Here is a 17,775-nt window from a genome sequence, read left to right on the forward strand (position 1 = left end):
GTCTCGCGCGCCTATGGTGGCATCTGAGAAATCCTCTGAGAGAAAGGAAAGACGATGGCCGCCTCCTACACCCAAGACAAGATGTATACTGGGCCCTCCCGTTACGTGCAGGGCATCGATCTCATTGACCGTGCCGCACACTACCTCAAGCCCCTCGGCTCAACTCCACTTATCATCGCTGACGAGGTGGTTTGGGGTATCGCGGGCCAGAAGCTCCAGGACAGCCTACGCGGCGACGGCATGGAGGCCACCCACGAGGTCTTCGGCGGGGAGGCCTCCATGAACGAAATCGGCCGTATTGCCGAAAAGGCCGCTGCCGGTGACACCGACACCATCATCGGCCTCGGCGGGGGTAAGACCATCGACACCGCGCGAGCGGTGGCCGACAAGCTTTCCTTGCCCGTCGCCATCTTCCCCACCGCCGTCTCCGCCGACGCACCGACTGCCCGCGTCTCGGTGATCTACACCGACGAGGGCGTGTTCGACTCCTACCTCTTCTACGACCGCAACCCCGACCTCGTCGCGGTGGATACCCGCGTCATCGCCAACGCACCCGTGCGCACGCTTCGCTCCGGGCTTGGCGACGCCCTTGCAACTCTCGTGGAGGCCCGCGCCGTGCACCGCGCCAACGGCCGCCGAATGGACGACTCCTCCCGGCCCACCCTCGCCGGCCTGGCATTGGCCGAGAAGTGCGAGGAGACGCTCTTTGCCTACGCCCACCAGGCGCTGAAGGACGCGGAGGAGCACATCGTCTCCCCTGCGCTCGAGGCCATCTGCGAGGCGAACACGCTGCTGTCCGGGTTGGGCTTCGAAAACGGCGGGCTCGCCGCCGTCCACGCGATCCACAACGGCTTCACCGCGCTCGAGGGCGACATCCACCACATGTCCCACGGCGAGAAGGTCGCTTTCGGCGTCGGCGTGCAGCTCATGCTCACCGGCGCCACGCGCGAGGAGGCGGACCGATACTTCGGCTTCCTTCAGTCCGTTGGCCTACCTACCACACTGGAGGAGATCCACCTCGCCGACGCCACCGACGATGACCTGTACAAGATCGCCGAGCTTGCCTGCTCCGCTGATGAAACGCTGAAGCAGATGCCGGGCGAGCACACCCCGACCGATGTCGTGCAGGCGATCCGGGCTGCGGACCGCTACGCCCGCTCCTTCCGCGAGCGCGCCTAGCCACGGGTGGGCTGCTCCCAGCGCACCGCGAACGCCTCCCAGGTGCTGGCCTCGACGGCGTCGAGGCCAGCTAGTCTGAGCTAGTCCCAGCTAGTCCCAGCTAGTCCCAGCTAGTCGAGTCGATCTCCTAGCGCGTGCTCATGCGCGGGGTAGCTAGAGGGACTTGGGATATATGGCAAACCTTACCTAAACTGTCGTGAACGTGTAGCGTTGAGCCCACCATGCGTTACCTCTATCTCGCCGCCGGGCTTCTCGCAGCGGGTTTCGGTGCCCTCGGTGCCTTTCTGCCCCTCCTCCCCGCCACGCCGTTCCTCTTGACCGCGCTGTTCTTCTTCACCCGCAGCTCGCCCCGGCTGGAACACAGGTTGCTGCACCACTCCGTCTTCGGCAAGTACATCACCGACTACTACACCGGCGAGCTCAATCGGACCCGAAAGGTGCGGATCATCGGGTTGATGTGGATGTCGATGGCGTTGTCTATGCTCATTGTCCGCGAGCTGTGGTTTACTGTCATGCTCATGTCCATCGCCGTCGGCGTGGCCATCCACATTTCCCTACTTGCTCCCAACCCAGCCCGCGCGGCAAGGTTCCGGGCCCGCTATAAGATCCCGCCTACGTCATCTGCCACAGAGTGACCGCCATGATGACCACGCCCGCCACGCCGACAAAAAGGGTGTCCGGCCGGTTGGCGTAGTGCCTGAAAGCAGTCGCTTTCCGGAATAGCAGCGTAGGCACGAGATAGGTGAGGAAGGTCATGAACAGCCCGCCGACCACGGAGATGAGGTCGAGAATGGACGGGTTGATCACAGCCACGACGACCCCGGTGACGAAGACGAAGAGGTATACGGCGTAGTCGAGGACGCGGTCGCCGAGGCGTTTCGCGGTCTTGGGAACGAGAACGCGGATAAGGTAGGCGGTGCCCTCCTCCGCGCCGAGCATGTGACCGAAGTAGGAGGACGCGATGGCGCAGATCGCGACGATCGGGGTCATGATCGCCATGAATGGCGTGTTCGTAACGTTGGCGAAGTAGCTCAGCACCGGAATATTCTGGGCTCGGGCCTCCTCGAGCCCGTCGGCGCCGAGCGTGAGGGTGCAGGACCAGACGAAGAACATCGTGAACACGACGAGCAGGGTCGCCGTTATCAGCTCGATCTTCGACACCTGCTTCTCCGTGGCGGCGACGTCGCCTTGACGCGCCTTCTGGACGTCGAGAGCAAACTGCGAGACGGCCGCCATGTGGCTGAAGGAGAACACCAGCACCGGCAGGATAAGCAGAAGCGACTGCCACAGCGGAGTCTGCGGCTCGGAGGCCCGGAAACCGGCGAGGTCCCACTTCGGCACAAGGTAGAGCGAGACCGCCGCTAGGGTCACGATCAGCGGGTAGACGAGGATGTTCGCGAACCACAGCGTCGCCTTCTTGCCCAGCGCGAAGGCTCCGGTGAGCGCCCCGATGCACAAAGTGGCTAGCACCGCGCGGGGCAGCTGTGGGCCGTGGAGCTGGTTGACGATGAAGCTGTCCATCGTGTTTGTGATCGAGATGCCGTAGATCAGCACCGTGGGGAAGATCGCCAGCCAATAGATCACCGCCGTGGACACGCCTCGCTTTCGGCCCGTCAGAGCCGTGACCACTTGGAGCACGTCGAGGCCCTTCTCGGGGGAGGCGCTGACGATGCGTGCGTAGGTGCGGTGGGAGAAGAACACCAGCGGGCCAATGAATACCGTCGCGATGACCAGCGGCCAGAAGCCAAAACTGCCGGCATCGATGGGCAAGAAGAGGATGCCCGCTCCGACCGCCGTGCCAAACAGCGTGATCACCCAAGACAAAAACGTCCCGTTGGGGGCGTCGCCGCTGCGGTTGAGGCGGATCTGATCCGCATCGGCCTCGGTGAGGTTTTCCAGGCGGAACTCCTTGCGCGACTGCCTGAGGTGCTCTGGTGTGTAGGGGGCCGGTGAATCGTTTCCCTTTTGGCGGGATGAAGACATGGGACCTTGCTTTGCCGTTGTGTACAGATGTATCAGGCCATCTTAGTGCCCCCCGCGGACAGCTCGGAGGGCCCCGAGACATCCCGGCAAGAGCGACCGATCGGGATGCACTCCTCGCTCGTTGAGAGCCGTATGCGAGGTGACCGACACACCCCAAGATGGACCCCCAGGAACTCTCCGGTGGCCGGAAGCTCATCGAGGCAGTCGAGGCACGCCGCGAACGCGCCCAGGCCCTCCGTGGCAAAAGCTACAGCACCAACCCGTTAAGTAGGCTGGCAAGGCCCTGTTCAAAAGGCGCGTCGGCATAGGGGTTGGAGAGGCCGCCGCTATCAGCACGCGCTGCGATTGCCCTTCGCAGGCCTGGCGCTTCAGTGGCGTTGGGGACGTCGAAAATCGAGGCTGGGGCCGCAACATCGTAGGCGGAGCCATAAATGAACGACTCCAGCATGACCACAGCGTTGAGCGCATTTGCCTCTCCGACCCCGCCCACGACCATGACCTGGACGGCTAGCTCATACATCTCGACAGTCTTTGGTGCACCCGAGATCGGCATCGTGGCCAAATAAGGAATGAGCGGGGTGTGCAGGGCACACACCTCGCGGTACGAATGCGCCCACTTTTCGACGGCTCTGCGCGCCCCGATTTTCCCCGCCGCACATGCGTGAAGCGCCTCGGTGTCAACCTGTGCCATAACCGCATCCTCCACGAGGAATAGCAGATCTTCTTTGCCTGCCACGTGGTTGTATAGGGCGCTAGGTGCCACGTCGAGCGCCCTAGCGACGGCGGCCATTGTGAGCTTTTCATAACCCTCTTCCGTAGCAATGCGCAGTGCCGCGGCAGCGATTTTCGGACCGTTGAGCACAGCTCGTACCGGCCTACCCCGGGATCGTTGACGGTTCATCCCAGCTAACCTCTTTTCATCCCACACCGGGGAGGGTAATGTGACTCACAACGCAAAATGAATTGCGTTCATTTTAATATCGAAATGACTCCTGAGGAGGACGCACCGTGGCAAGACTCGAGCGCGACGTAGTGATTGTAGGCGCAGGACCAGCCGGCCTTACCGCCGCCCGAACGCTGAAGAAGAAAGGCTTCTCGGTCGCCGTGCTCGAGGCACGCGACCGCGTCGGCGGCCGCACATGGAGCGGCAAGGTCGCCGACGAGAAGGGCACCGAGCACTTCATCGAACTCGGTGGCCAGTGGATCTCCCCCGACCAGACCCGCCTCACCCAGCTTGTCGACGAGCTCGGCCTGAAAACCTTCCAGCGCTACCGCGAGGGCAAGTCCATCTACGTCTCCCCCGACGGAACGCGCCACGAATACGAGGGCACCGTCTTCCCCGCCACGGAGAAGACGATCGCCGAGATGGACAAGCTGATCGAACAGCTCGACGCCCTGGCCGCCGAGATGGACCCCGCCAAGCCGTGGGAACACCCCCGCGCGAAGGAACTCGACCGCATCTCCTTCCGCGGCTGGTTGGAGCAGCAGTCGGACGACCCGGAGGCGATCGACAACGTCTCCATCTACGTCGCGTCCGGCATGTTGACCAAGCCGTCCTACACCTTCTCCGCTCTGCAGGCCCTGCTCATGGCCTCGTCCGCTGGCTCGTTCAGCAACCTCGTGGACGAAGACTTCATCCTGGACCGCCGCGTCGTCGGCGGCATGCAGTCCGTCTCTTTGGCCATGGCACGGGAGCTGGGTGACGACGTGTTTCTTTCCAACCCCGTCCGCAGGATTGACTGGGCGGAACCGGACGCGTCGACAAGCGATGCTCTCAACAATGTCAAGGCCGACGTCCGCAACGGTGTGCCCAACAACGGCGAGGCCGGGGACGTCACCGTCTACACCAACGACCTCGAGGTGCACGGGCGCTTCGTCGTCTTGGCGGTGCCGCCGAACCTGTACAGCCGGATCAGTTACACCCCGCCGCTGCCGCGCGAGCAGCACGTCGCGCACCAGCACATCTCGATGGGCCTGGTGATCAAGGTGCACGCCGTCTACGAGACCCCGTTCTGGCGCGAGGAGGGCCTCTCCGGCACCGGCTTCGGCGGCGGCCGCCTCGTGCAGGAGGTCTACGACAACACCAATTACTTCGCCGAGGGCGAGGACCAGTACGGCACCCTCGTCGGCTTCGTCTCCGACGTTTACGCCGAGCAGATGTGGGCTCTAGAACCGGAGGCGCGCAAGGAGGCCATTCTCGACGCCATGGCTGACTACCTGGGCCCGAAGACCAAGGAGCCGATCGCCTTCTACCTGTCGGACATGGCGGCCGAGGAGTGGACCCGCGGCGCCTACGCCACCAGCTACGACCTGGGCGGCCTGTCCCGCTGGGGCCACCTGCAGAACCAGCCGACCGGCGCGATCTACTACGCCTGCTCCGACATCGCCGGCGAAGGTTACCAGCACGTCGACGGCGCCGTGCGCATGGGTGAAAAGGTCGCGCTGCAGATTGCGGAGCGTGCGTCCGGGAAGCAGGCCTAGGACATGGCCGGCGGACGAATCCTCGTCGCCTACATCGCCACTGACGGCGGCATCGACGCGCTGCGCCTCGCCGTCGCTCTGGCGAAAGAGCGTGACACCGCCATCGACATTGTCATGGCGATGACAAACCACGAGGTCACCCCGGGCCTCTACCCGCGCGTGCGCGGCTACGAGACGATCGTGGAGCAGCACATCGCGGGCTGGCTCGACGACGCCCGCGCTGAAGTCCCCAGCGACATCGAGGTCACCACCCGCGTCGCGGTCGGTGACTCGATCCCGCAGATCATCATCGATCAGGCCACCGGGCTCAGCAGCGAGATCGTCGTCGTGGGGTCGCAGGGCGGCGGGCTCTTCCGCCGCGTCACCCTGGGCAGCGTGGTCAACACCCTGCTGCACAGCTGCCCGGTCCCATTGGCGATCGCACCGCGCGGGTACAACTACCCCGGCCCCATCCAGCGCATCACGGTCCTGTTTGGCACCCGCCCCGGTGCGACGGACATCATCGCCGTCGGGCTCGACCGCGCCGCGCGCTTCGGCGTCCCGCTCCGCTTCGTCTCCCTCAATATCGCGGGCGAACAGCCAGCGGGTTCGGATGCGCTCGAGGGCATTGAACGCACGGCCAGCGCCGAGCTCGCACACAGGGCGCGCTCGCTTGTCGACGCCAACCAGGCCACCGCCGAGGTCGTCGAAGCGCCCTCCATCGAAACTGCAACCTCGGGCCTGAGCTGGCTCCCCGGTGACGTCGCATACGTGGGTTCATCCCGCATCGCGCCCGAGGGCCGGCTCTTCCTGGGTACTACCGCGACCCAGATCCTGCGCTACACCCCTGTCCCGACCATCGTCATCCCTAACGGATACATGGATAACTCCTAAACCACACGCAAGGAGGTGAAGCTTCTCATGAGCGACACCATCACGCCCCCGGCCGCCTCGGAGGGCATCCCGGCTTCTAAAGGATTGCGCGCCGGCAGCGTCGGCCTGATCGGCGCCGTCGTCATCGGCATCAGTTGCATTGCCCCGACGTACACCTTGACCTCGGGTTTGGGGCCGACAATTTCCGCCGTCGGGCAGCACGTCCCGGCGATCCTCATTCTGGGTTTCATCCCGATGCTGCTCGTTGCCTTCGCCTACCGGGAGCTCAACAACTCGGTTCCTGACTCCGGCACAAGCTTCACCTGGGCCACCAAAGCGTTCGGCCCCTACGTCGGCTGGATGGGAGGCTGGGGCCTGATCACCGCCACCATCCTTGTCCTGTCCAACCTCGCCGCGGTGGCCGTGGACTTCCTCTACCTGTTGCTCGCCCAAATCCTCCAGCGCCCTGGCATTGCGGACTGGACGTCGAACCTGTGGATCAACATCCCCACCACCATCGTCTTCCTTGCCATCGCCGCCTGGATTTCCTATCGCGGCATGGATTCGACGAAGAACCTGCAGTACGTGCTGGTTGCCCTTCAGATCCTTGCCGTCGTCGTTTTTGACATCGCCGCTCTCTACCGTGCCTACAGCGGGGACGGCTTCGACTTCACGCCCTTCTCCTTCTCGTGGTTCAACCCGCTTGACATCGGCGACTTCACGACGGTCGCAGCCGGCATCTCCCTGTCCATCTTCATGTTCTGGGGATGGGACGTCACCCTCACCATGAACGAGGAGACGAAGGACCCGGAGCGCACGCCAGGACGTGCTGCCACCATCACCGTGCTGATCATCATCGCCCTCTACATCCTCACCGCGGTGTCCATCGTGGTCTGGGCTGGCACCGGTGACACGGGGCTCGGTGCGGGTAACCCGGACAACCAGGAATCCATCTTCGCTGCCCTGTCGTATCCCGTGCTCGGCCCGCTCTCCTTTGTTATCTATGTGGCAGTGCTGGCCAGTTCATTCGCTTCCCTGCAGTCGACGATGGTCAGCCCGGCGCGCACCCTGCTGGCGATGGGTCACTACCGCGCGCTGCCGCCAACCTTTGCAAAGATCTCCCCGCGCTTCCTCACCCCCAGCACAGCGACCATCGCCTCCGCCGTGGCAGCGGGTGTTTTCTACGCGGTGACTCGCCTGCTTTCCGAAAACGCTCTGTGGGACACCATCACTGCCCTCGGCCTGATGATCTGCTTCTACTACGGGATTACCGCCGTGGCGTGCATCTGGTACTTCCGCGGCGACCTTCTCTCCAGCCCCCGGAACATCTTGTTCCGTCTCCTCTTCCCCGCCCTTGGCGGAGGGTTCCTGCTGCTCATGTTCGGCATCACGGCCTACGACTCCCTCGACCCGAGCTACGGTTCCGGCTCGACAATCCTCGGCGTGGGCGCAGTGTTCGTGCTAGGTATGGGGATCCTCGGCATCGGTGTGGCGACCATGCTCTTCACCCGCTTTGCCCACCCCGCGTTCTTCCGCGGCGAGACGCTGCCACGCAACACGTCATCCACCGATCATCAGACACCGTTGCTGAGCTAAATGCGTAGCATCGGGGAAAACAACGATTACAAGGAGTTCATTCGTGTCCCTCGAGTACCGAGTACAAAACCCTGTCAGCGACGAAGTGGTGGAGACCTTCCCCACCGCCTCCAACGAGGACATCGACAAGGCGATCGCCGGAGCAACCTCAGCTTACGACGCCTGGTCTGCGCATACCCTCGCCGAGCGCGGTGAGAAGCTGCGCCGCCTCGCCCAACTCTTCCGCGACAAGAAGGACGAGCTCGCCGAACACTCCTGCATCGAGATGGGCAAACCCCTGCAGGAAATGGTTGAGGAGGTCGAGTTCTCCGCCGACATCATCCAGTACTACGCGGACAATGGCGAAACCTTCGCGGCCGACCAGCCCATCGCCACCCCAGACGGCGACGCCGTGGTCCGGCGCCTGCCCATCGGCCCGTTGCTGGGCATCATGCCCTGGAACTTTCCCTACTACCAGGTCGCGCGCTTCATCGGGCCGAACCTCATGCTGGGCAACACGATCATCCTGAAGCACGCGGAGATTTGCCCGCGCAGTGCTTTGGCCGTCGAAAAGCTGGTGCTTGAAGCGGGGATTCCCGAGGGCGTGTACACGAACGTCTTTGCCAACCACGACCAAATCGCCGAGATAATCTCCGACCCCCGCGTCCAGGGAGTCTCCCTCACCGGTTCCGAGCGCGCCGGGTCCATCGTCGCCGCGCAGGCCGGGAAGAACCTGAAGAAGTGCGTGCTCGAGCTCGGCGGCACCGACCCCTACGTCATCCTCGACACCGACGATGTCGCTGCCGCCGCGAAACAGGCCTGGGAGGTGCGCATGGCCAATACAGGCCAGGCGTGCAACTCCAACAAGCGCCTCATCGTGATGGACACGCTTTACGACGACTTCGTCGCCGAACTGGTCAAACTCGCCGAGAACATGACCCCCACGACCTGGGATAAGCACACCGAGGGCACCTACACTCCCCTGTCCTCGCGCTCCGCCGCAGAGACCCTGCGCACACAGCTTTCCGACGCCGTCGCTGCCGGTGCTAACCTGCGCACCGGCGGTGAACTTTCCGACACCGGCGCCTACGTCTCCCCCGCCGTCATCACCGACATCCCCCGCGGCAGCGAGCCCTACTACCAGGAGTTCTTCGGCCCCGTCGCGGAGGTATACAAGGTTTCCAGCGACGAGGAAGCCCTCGAGCTGGCCAACGACTCTCATTACGGGCTCGGCGGCGCCGTCTTCTCCACCGACGAGGCCCGCGCCAAGAAACTCGCTGCTCAGCTGCAGGTCGGCATGGCCAATGTGAACACCCCCGCCGGCGAAGGCGCCGAGTTGCCCTTCGGCGGCGTGAAGCGCTCCGGCTACGGACGCGAGCTCGGCCCCCTGGGCATGGACGAGTTCGTGAATAAGCAGCTGTACTACGTGGCGAAGTAAGTTCCGCGCTGTTGCTTGCGGCGTGTTTCTGTCCGAAAGTAGAGCAACGTGTATTTCTAGGCTTGTTTTAGGCCTGTTTTTGCGCGTTGCTCTACTTTTTGTCGCCCGGGAGTAGATTTCCGGGCCGGTTATTTCGCGCGTTGCTCTACTTCGTCACGCGCCCCCCAGCGCGTCTAATTTGCGTGACCCAAACGCGGATCACGCGGGTGTTACAACTTCCTCGTCTTCCCTGACTCCGTTGGCGGACCGGTCCTGCCACGCGGCGAGGACATCTGGTGCGGTGGGTTTCGTCATGAGAGAGACGACGATGTAGACAATCGCCGAGACAGCCAGGCCCGCGTAGATCGGTTCGTTCGCGTAAACACCGTCGAAACGCTGCTCTGCGTTGATTTCGAGGAACGCCATCACGGCCAGAGTTACGAGGGATCCGGTGATCATCGACCACGTTGCGCCTGCGCTGTTTCCGCGGGTCCACACCAAACCGCCGATGATCGCGATGAGGAGGCCACCCACAAGGATGTCGTATGCGATGGTCAGGGCGGCGACGACGTCGGGGACAAGGAGCGAGAGCACCATCGTCACGATGCCGAGGCACAGCACCCAGATGCGGTTACGATTCATGTCGTTTTCGACATCCTCTTCGCGCGCCGCATTGTCGCGGGCCTGTTCGGCGGCTTCCTCAGCGTTGAGTATCCGCGGTTTCGCACCGGACAGGACCTTGCGCAGCAGCGGCATCACGTCGGTTCGGGCGACGGTTGCTGCGGCGATCAAACCACCGGAGGCCGTCGACATCATTGCGGCTACCGCCGCAGCCAGCGCGATGCCGCCGAATCCCGCGGGGAGCATTTCGGTGGCGATGCGGGCGTAGACCTCGTCGCGAACTTCGATGCCCGGGAGGACAACCGCAGCCGTCATCCCCGCGACCGCCCCAGCGATACCGAAGAGGATGATGTACACGGATGCCCCGATTCCTCCCACCTGCGCGACCTTCGGAGTCCGTGCTGTAAAGATGCGCTGCCAGACGTCTTGCCCGATGAGCAGCCCCAGGGTGTAGATCACGAAGTAGGTGATGATCGATTCGAATCCCATGCCGTCCAGGGAGAAGAATTCAGCGCCGAGCCGGTCGTGCATGGCGCCCCAGCCGCCGGCGTGCGAAAGACCGAACGGCACCATGAGGAAGAAGACGCCAACAGTCATGATGATGAACTGTACGAAATCGGCGTAGGTGATGGAGAGCATTCCACCCATCGTCGAGTAGATGATGACGATCGAGCCACCGATGAGAATGGCGAGCCAGCGGTCGATTCCAAAGAGGACAACGAAGATCGAGGCGTACGCACCCGTGGATGTCGCGGTGAGCATCAGCGTGTACGCGAGCATGACTATCGACGAAACCTGGATCGACTCCGACCCGTAGCGCAGCGTGAGCATCTGAACCACCGTGTAGATCTTCAACCGCTGGAGCCGTGGAGCGAAGACCGCGGAGAGGATTAACACTCCGACACCGATGGCGCCCACCAGCCAGAACCCGGAGAGTCCGTACTTATAGCCGAGGCCGACGCCACCGACCGCCGAAGCCCCGCCCAGCACGACGGCCACCATCGTGCCCGTGTAGAGCATCGGGCCGAGTCGTCGGCCCGCGACGAGGTAGTCAGAGGAGTCTTGGGCCCTCCTGCTTCCCCAGAATCCGAATGCGATCATGCCCACCAAGTAGGCGATGACCACAGCGGCGTCTAACCAGTTCATCTACTTCTTCTTTCTATGCATTGAAGGGACGTGATGCGCGCCCTAATCCGTACCTTGGTTGTTGCGCGCCACTCTCTTGTTTGCTAACAATAAACAGCAGTTGCCGTATAGACAACATCTCAGCCAGATAATTTTCCGTAGCGAAGTTTGTTACTGGGAATTGACAACCCGGGCCAGACAGAGTCAACCGTAGGATCGACACCGTGAAATCACTGCCAATCGAGCCAATTCAGGCGCCGCCACCCATCGGCAAGCGGTTGCGTGCCCTGCGGGAACAGCGAAGATTGACAATTGATCAGGTAGCCAGCTTCGCCGGGGTGACCAAGGGGTTCCTGTCTCGAATTGAACGGGATCAGACCAGCCCGTCGGTGGGGACCTTGCTCAACATCTGCCAAGTCTTGGGGGTCCCTGCGGGCTCCGTCTTAGACTCAATGCCAACTCAAGTTGTGTCTCTCGATTCCGCTCCCTCGGTCAACCTCGGGGGTGAAGGAATCCGCGAGGTACTCCTCACCCCTGCTGGGCAGTCGAAGCTTCAGCTGATCCACACCCGGGTGGCACCCCGGGGCAAAGGCGAAGACGACTTGTACACCGTTGACGCAGTGGTAGAAGCGCTGCATGTACTCGCAGGCGAGTTCGTCCTTATCACTCCGGACCAGGAAATTCATTTGGCTGCAGGAGATACCGCAACGTTCCTGGGAACCGAACCGCACAGCTGGTTCAATCCCACCGACGACGAGGCGGTGGTCCTATGGATCATCGCCGGACAATAGAGGAGATCACGTCATGCTCGACAAACCCCGCATCGTTGAAAACGGAAATACAGGCCCGGTCAACTCCGCCCTCGTGCCACGCTACGGCGGTCCCGCGACGTTCGCGCTGCTACCGACTCTCGACGAAATCGAGCGCGACGGGCGCCGCGCCGATGTGAAAGTTGTCGGCGCACCCTTCGACTCAGGCGTGTCGTACCGGCCTGGCACCCGCTTCGGGCCTTCTCATGTGCGCCAGTCTTCTCGTCTGCTGCGCCCGTACAACCCCGCTACGGACACGTCACCGTTCGCACAGGTTCAGGTGGCCGACGCCGGGGATGTATCACTGAACCCGTTCAACATTGAGGAAGCAATCGCGTCACTCGAAAGCGACGCAACAACTTTGACCGATGACGGTGCGACCCTGGTCACCATTGGGGGCGACCACACCATTGCTCTGCCGCTGCTCAGGGTTGCTTCCGCCCGGGCGGGAAAGCCGGTCGCGCTGCTCCACTTCGACGCGCACCTGGACACCTGGGATACCTATTTTGGTGCGGATTACACCCACGGGACGCCGTTCCGGCGCGCGAGCGAGGAAGGCATCATCGATAGAGACGCCATCTGCCACGTCGGCACGCGCGGTCCCCTGTACGGCCGTTCCGACCTAGAGGATGACAAGAGGATGGGCTTCGGCATCGTCACTTCCGCCGACATCTTCCGCCTGGGCGTGGAGAGCGTCGTTAAGTCTCTGCGCGATCGGGTTGGGGACCGTCCCCTCTACATTTCCGTGGACATCGATGTGCTCGACCCCGCACATGCTCCGGGCACAGGAACGCCCGAAGCCGGGGGAATGACGTCCCGTGAGCTGTTGGAAATCATCCGCGGCCTGCGCGGCCTGAATGTCGTCGGTGCGGATATCGTCGAGGTGTCGCCGTCGTACGACCATGCGGAGCTGACGGGGATCGCTGCCTCGCACGTTGCGTATGACCTCATCACGTTGATCGCCGACAACCGTTCTGGGAACCACGGGGCGTAGGGGGTCGAGGTGGGAGCTAACTCCAGGACCGGCGGAAATGTTGTCGTCGAAACCCTCGAGGCGCTGGGAATCACCCACGTCTTCGGGATTCCGGGCCAACACGCCCTCGGATTGTTCGAAGCGCTCAACGGCAGCGGGTTGACATACGTCTCCTCGCGGGTAGAGAACAACGCAGCTTTCGCCGCCGATGGGTTCGCCCGCATCTCCGGAAGCCCGGCGGCGCTCTTCCTTTCCACCGGCCCAGGAGCATTGACCGCGCTGGCGGGGTTGCAGGAAGCGTACGCGTCGGGGGTTCCCGTCGTCGTCGTGTCCTCGCAGGTGCCCGACCGCGGGATTGGGGGACGCCGTAATGGCCTGCTGCACCAGCTCGATGAGCAGAAGCGGTCAGTTGAAAATGTGACCAAGGTTCAGTTCACCGCGCACGCGTCGTCCTCAATTCCGTCCATGCTTCAGGACGCGTGGGAGGCGGCGATGACCGCGCCCCAAGGTCCAGTGTGGGTTGAGATCCCCGAGGACGTTCTGCTCGGCGAGACGAGCATTCCGCTTGTCGACGGGATCGAGCGCTCCATCCCGCCGGTGAAAGGAAACGGCACGTGGATTCGGCAAGCGGCTGAACTTCTGAAGAAGGCGGAGCGGCCAGTTATTCTCTCCGGCGGTGGCGCCGTGCGTAGCGGCGCCGGACCGCTCATCATGGAACTGGCCCAGCGCGTTGGGGCACTTGTCGCCTGTTCGCCTGGGGGAGTGTCCTCCGTACCTGCGGACGATCCCTTGGTTCTTGCCCATTGGATCGAAGACTGGCACACCACCGAGGTACTCAATGAGGCTGACGTCCTCCTCGCGGTAGGAACCGCACTCGGGGAGGTCACCACCAACTACTTCACCTTCTCACCGACCGGCCACATCATTCAGATTGATGCTGAGCCCCTTGTGTTGGAGTCGAACTACGCCTCACTGGGTATTCGCGCCGACGCCGCGGAGGGCGTGCGGGCAATCCTGAGCGAGTTACCGCAGTCGACCTCCCCTTCAAGATGGGGGGACGTCACCGCGGAGGAGAAAGCAGCGCAGATCAGGCAGGCCGTCGAGGCACGGCTCGACGCCCAGCCGCTGGGCCACGAGCGTGCCTTCATGGATGCGCTGCGCCGGGCGGTCCCGGACACAACCGCCACGTTTTGGGATATGACGATCGCCGCGTACTGGGCGTGGAACGTCTGGGATGCTCGCGCTGGGGCGTTCTCCTCAGCTCAGGGAGCCGGTGGCCTCGGCTACGGTTTCCCGGCGGCGCTCGGTGGAGCCGTCGCCTCCGGTGAGCGCACCCTCGCGGTGGCCGGAGACGGATCGGCGATGTATTCCATCGCGGAGCTTGCCTCCGCCAAGCAACACAATATCCCGGTGACGTGGCTTATCGTCGACGACGGCGGTTACGGAATCCTGCGCGAATACATGAACGACGCCTTCGGCCGCGCGACCGCCACCGAGTTGTCTCGGCCGGACTTCCGGGCTCTAAGCGAAGCCTTCGGCGTTCCCGCCGTGAGGGTGTCAACCGACGAGCTGGAATCCGCTCTCCGGGCCAGCCTGACGGCTGGGCCAGAGTCAGGGCCGAACGTGGTCATTGTGGACACGGTCCTGCGCATGTGGGAGCCGACCCACGTGCCGCACATTGCGCCGAAGCAAAAGGGTGTCGCCTTGGCCGAACGTGAGGACCGTTCCCGCTAGTTTCCGACGGGTCGCGATCCGCAGCGGGATATGCCGGGGGTCCTGCCCCCCATGGCGGACAGCATTTCGCTGCTGAAATGCGGTCCTCACCTGCGATCACGCCGCCTCAGCTCGCCTACGAGGAGCCGAAACCACGCGCGCCTCGACGTGGGGTAGAACCCCACGCCGCAACAACCACTACAACGCCACGTAGCGCACGTCGAGGTATTCCTCAATACCCTCGACCCCGCCTTCGCGGCCGAAGCCGGATTGCTTCACGCCACCGAAGGGCGCGGCGGCGTCGGAGATAGCGCCCCGGTTGATCCCCACCATTCCGGCGTGGAGCTCGGTGGCGAAGCGCCGGCACACGCCCACGTTCTCGCTGAATCCGTAGGCGGCGAGGCCGAATTCCGTGTCGTTGGCTAGGGCAATGCCCTCGTCAAGGGTGCGGAACGTGGTCACGGTGGCGACGGGGCCAAAAATCTCCTCGCGCAGAATGCGGGAGTCGGCGGGCACGTCGGACAGCACGGTGGCGGGGTAGAAGTACCCCTTGCGCTCCGGAACCTCGCCGCCGCAGTGGACGGTGGCACCGGCGGCGCGGGTGTCGTCGACAAGTGATGCGATGCGATCACGCTGCTTGGCGGTGATGACGGGGCCGAGGGTGATGCCCTCCTCGAGGCCGTGGCCGAACTGCACCGCGGCCATCTGCTCGGTGAGGCGACGGGTGAACTCCTCGGCGACTGCCTCGTGGACGAGGAAACGGTTCGCGGCAATGCAGGCCTCACCGCCGTTGCGCATCTTTGCCTGCATGGCGCAGGTGAGCACGAGGTCAAGGTCGGCGTCCTCGTTGACCACGAAGGGCGCGTTGCCGCCAAGCTCCATCGACGTGCGCAGCAGGTTGTCGGCCGCTTGACGCACAAGGAGCTTGCCGACGCCCGTCGAACCCGTGAAGGTGACCTTGCGCAACCGCGGGTCCGCCATCAGGTGGGAGGACATGCCGGCGGCGTCGGTGGCGGGGAGGATCTGGACGAGGTCGCGCGGGCCGCCGGCCTGCTCGACAATATCGGCGATGACCTTGCCTGTAAGCAGCATGGTCAGCGGGGTTTCCGCGGCGGGCTTGACCAGCACAGGGCAGCCAGCTGCCATCGCCGGGGCGATCTTGCGCGCGGCCATGGCCAGCGGGAAGTTCCACGGGGTGATGGCCAGGACCGGCCCGACCGGGGCGCGGGTGACCAGGATGTCGCCGTTTCCGGCGGGGGCGGGGGAGACGCGCCCCGGGAGGCGGACGGCTTCCTCGGAGAACCACCGGAAGTACTCGGCGCCGTAAGCGAGTTCGCCACGGGCCTCGGCGAGGGGCTTGCCCATTTCCAGGGTCATGGTGCGGGCGAAGTCGTCCGTGCGGCGGATGAGCTCGTCGAAGACGGCGCGCAGCACCTCGGCGCGCTGGCGGGGTGTGAACGCGGACCAGGCCTTCTGCGCCTCGACGGCGCGGCCGAGCGCGTCGTCCCACTCGGCCTCGGTGGTGTCCTGCACGCGGGCGATGATGTCTTCGGTGGCGGGATCGAGGACGTCGAAAAGCGAGGGGCCCTCGCCGGTGGGGATGTCTGCGGGGAGGATGTCGGAAAGGATCATTTATGCGGCCTTGGTGCGGATTTCGGAGGTGAGGATCTCCAGGCCCTCGACGAGGAGGTGCTCGGGGATGGTCAGGGCGGGCAGGAGGCGGATGACGTTGCCGTCGAGGCCGCAGGTGAGGATGAGGACGCCCTGGGCCTTGCAGGCGGCGGCGATCTCGGCGGTGGCAGCGCCCGATTCGAGCTCGATGGCGATCATCGCGCCGCGGCCACGAACCTCGCGCACGCCGTCGAGCTCGACCAGCGGCTCGAGGTGGGTGCGGATGATGCCCTCGATCTCGCGGGCGCGGCCGGGCAGGTTGTGCGCCTCCATCTCCTCGATCGCGGCGAGAGCTGCGGCGCAGGCGACGGGGTTGCCGCCGTAGGTGCCACCGAGCGCGCCCGGGATGGGGGCGTCCATGATCTCGGCGCGGCCGGTGACACCGGACAGCGGCATGCCGCCAGCGATGCCCTTCGCGGTGGTCACGACATCGGGGACCACGCCCTCGTGGTCGACGGAGAACCACTCGCCGGAGCGGCAGAAGCCGGCCTGGATTTCATCGGCAACAAAGACGACGTTGTTCTCGCGGCACCACTGCGCGATCGCCGGCAGGTAGCCCTCGGCGGGAACGACGAAACCGCCCTCTCCCTGGATCGGCTCGATGACCACGCACGCGAGGTTCTCGACGCCAATCTCCTGCTCCATCTCCTTGATGGAGCGGGCGGCGGCCTCTGCGCCGGTCAGGCCGTCGTGCAGCGGGTAGGAACCGGAGACGCGGTAGACATCGGAGGCGAAGGGGCCGAACTTGGTCTTGTACGGCTTGTTCTTCGCGGTCATGGCCATGGTCAGGTTGGTGCGGCCGTGGTAGGCGCGGTCGAGCACCGCCACACCGATCTTCCCGGTGTAGGAGCGCGACACCTTAACGGCGTTCTCTACGGCCTCGGCGCCCGAGTTGAACAGGGCCGACTTCTTCTCGTGGTCGCCGGGGGTGAGCTCGTTGAGCTTTTCACAGACTGCCACGTAGGACTCGTAAGGGGAGACCATGAAGCAGGTGTGGGTGAAGTTCGCAGCGGCCTCGGCCACGGCCTGGGCCACGCGCTCATTCGACGCTCCCACCGAGGTCACGGCGATGCCGGAGGCGAAGTCGATGTAGGAGTTGTTGTCGGCGTCGACAAGCACGCCGCCGTCAGCCGCGACGACGTAACCCGGCAGGCTGGGGGAGAGGGCCCGCGCAACGTTGGCCTGGCGGCGCTGCTCAATTCCTGAGCTCACCGAGTTTGCACCGTTCAGGCGACGCTCCTGGGGGAGGTGGTAGGTCAGATCCTGCATGTTTAGCTCCTTCACTTGAGTGTTCCGGATTAGTATTGTCGTTTCCCTGTGGCCTGCGCCATGTACGATAGGGCGATAATCGCATATGCACGTATACATAAGGGCGA

The 17,775-nt window shown here is 64.0% G+C and carries 14 protein-coding genes; 9 read left to right on the forward strand and 5 right to left on the reverse strand.

Annotated features, from left to right (window positions below):
* Nucleotides 1-54: 54 nt before the first annotated feature.
* A complete protein-coding gene (locus CAPI_RS09260) occupies nucleotides 55-1,179 on the forward strand; it encodes a glycerol dehydrogenase (RefSeq protein WP_018017155.1) in 1,125 nt (374 codons plus the stop codon).
* Between the two features lie 221 nt (nucleotides 1,180-1,400).
* Nucleotides 1,401-1,814 (forward strand): YbaN family protein, encoded by a 414-nt coding sequence (locus CAPI_RS09265; protein WP_018017156.1) that lies wholly within the window; start codon nucleotides 1,401-1,403, stop codon nucleotides 1,812-1,814.
* Here the strand turns inward: CAPI_RS09265 and CAPI_RS09270 are convergent.
* Both CAPI_RS09270 and CAPI_RS09275 read right to left on the reverse strand, forming a co-directional pair.
* The gene (locus CAPI_RS09270; RefSeq protein ID WP_018017157.1) at nucleotides 1,792-3,162 is read right to left on the reverse strand and encodes an aromatic amino acid transport family protein; all 1,371 of its coding nucleotides are present in this window, start codon (nucleotides 3,160-3,162) and stop codon (nucleotides 1,792-1,794) included. The genes CAPI_RS09265 and CAPI_RS09270 overlap by 23 nt on opposite strands.
* A 247-nt stretch (nucleotides 3,163-3,409) precedes the next feature.
* Nucleotides 3,410-4,063 carry a TetR/AcrR family transcriptional regulator gene (locus CAPI_RS09275; protein WP_026157070.1) on the reverse strand — a complete coding sequence of 218 codons (654 nt, stop codon included), beginning with the start codon at nucleotides 4,061-4,063 and terminating at the stop codon, nucleotides 3,410-3,412.
* 107 nt (nucleotides 4,064-4,170) lie between these two features.
* Here CAPI_RS09275 and CAPI_RS09280 point away from each other — a divergent pair, with 107 nt between their 5' ends.
* Genes CAPI_RS09280 through CAPI_RS09295 form a run of 4 tightly spaced genes read left to right on the forward strand, consistent with a single transcriptional unit; the run spans nucleotide 4,171 to nucleotide 9,508 of the window.
* Nucleotides 4,171-5,643, forward strand: a complete 1,473-nt coding sequence (locus tag CAPI_RS09280) for a flavin monoamine oxidase family protein (RefSeq protein WP_018017159.1) — start codon at nucleotides 4,171-4,173, stop codon at nucleotides 5,641-5,643.
* A 3-nt stretch (nucleotides 5,644-5,646) separates the two neighbouring features.
* Nucleotides 5,647-6,516 (forward strand): universal stress protein, encoded by an 870-nt coding sequence (locus CAPI_RS09285; protein WP_018017160.1) that lies wholly within the window; start codon nucleotides 5,647-5,649, stop codon nucleotides 6,514-6,516.
* A 27-nt stretch (nucleotides 6,517-6,543) separates the two neighbouring features.
* Entirely contained in the window at nucleotides 6,544-8,091 is a 1,548-nt protein-coding gene (locus CAPI_RS09290; protein WP_018017161.1) for an APC family permease, read from the forward strand.
* A gap of 43 nt (nucleotides 8,092-8,134) precedes the next feature.
* Complete coding sequence (locus tag CAPI_RS09295) at nucleotides 8,135-9,508, forward strand: NAD-dependent succinate-semialdehyde dehydrogenase (RefSeq protein WP_018017162.1); 1,374 nt, start codon at nucleotides 8,135-8,137, stop codon at nucleotides 9,506-9,508.
* Between the two features lie 198 nt (nucleotides 9,509-9,706).
* On the opposite strand, the gene CAPI_RS09300 is transcribed toward CAPI_RS09295, so the two are convergent.
* A complete protein-coding gene (locus tag CAPI_RS09300; protein ID WP_018017163.1) occupies nucleotides 9,707-11,254 on the reverse strand; it encodes a sodium:solute symporter family protein in 1,548 nt (515 codons plus the stop codon).
* A 203-nt stretch (nucleotides 11,255-11,457) separates the two neighbouring features.
* On the opposite strand from CAPI_RS09300, the gene CAPI_RS09305 reads away from it, so the two are divergent.
* From CAPI_RS09305 to CAPI_RS09315, 3 genes are read left to right on the forward strand one after another with little or no spacing between them, the layout of a single operon-like run.
* Entirely contained in the window at nucleotides 11,458-12,024 is a 567-nt protein-coding gene (locus CAPI_RS09305; protein WP_026157071.1) for a helix-turn-helix domain-containing protein, read from the forward strand.
* A gap of 13 nt (nucleotides 12,025-12,037) precedes the next feature.
* Nucleotides 12,038-13,036, forward strand: coding sequence for an agmatinase (speB, locus tag CAPI_RS09310; protein WP_018017165.1), 999 nt, complete (start codon nucleotides 12,038-12,040; stop codon nucleotides 13,034-13,036).
* Between the two features lie 9 nt (nucleotides 13,037-13,045).
* A complete protein-coding gene (locus CAPI_RS09315) occupies nucleotides 13,046-14,749 on the forward strand; it encodes a thiamine pyrophosphate-binding protein (protein WP_018017166.1) in 1,704 nt (567 codons plus the stop codon).
* A 177-nt stretch (nucleotides 14,750-14,926) separates the two neighbouring features.
* Here the strand turns inward: CAPI_RS09315 and CAPI_RS09320 are convergent, their stop codons facing one another.
* Both CAPI_RS09320 and gabT read right to left on the reverse strand, forming a co-directional pair.
* Nucleotides 14,927-16,360 (reverse strand): NAD-dependent succinate-semialdehyde dehydrogenase, encoded by a 1,434-nt coding sequence (locus tag CAPI_RS09320; RefSeq protein ID WP_018017167.1) that lies wholly within the window; start codon nucleotides 16,358-16,360, stop codon nucleotides 14,927-14,929.
* Nucleotides 16,361-17,668, reverse strand: a complete 1,308-nt coding sequence (gabT, locus tag CAPI_RS09325; protein ID WP_018017168.1) for a 4-aminobutyrate--2-oxoglutarate transaminase — start codon at nucleotides 17,666-17,668, stop codon at nucleotides 16,361-16,363.
* Nucleotides 17,669-17,775 lie beyond the last annotated feature (107 nt).

It is taken from the genome of Corynebacterium capitovis DSM 44611, from assembly GCF_030440535.1.
In the GTDB taxonomy this organism is placed as follows: domain Bacteria; phylum Actinomycetota; class Actinomycetes; order Mycobacteriales; family Mycobacteriaceae; genus Corynebacterium; species Corynebacterium capitovis.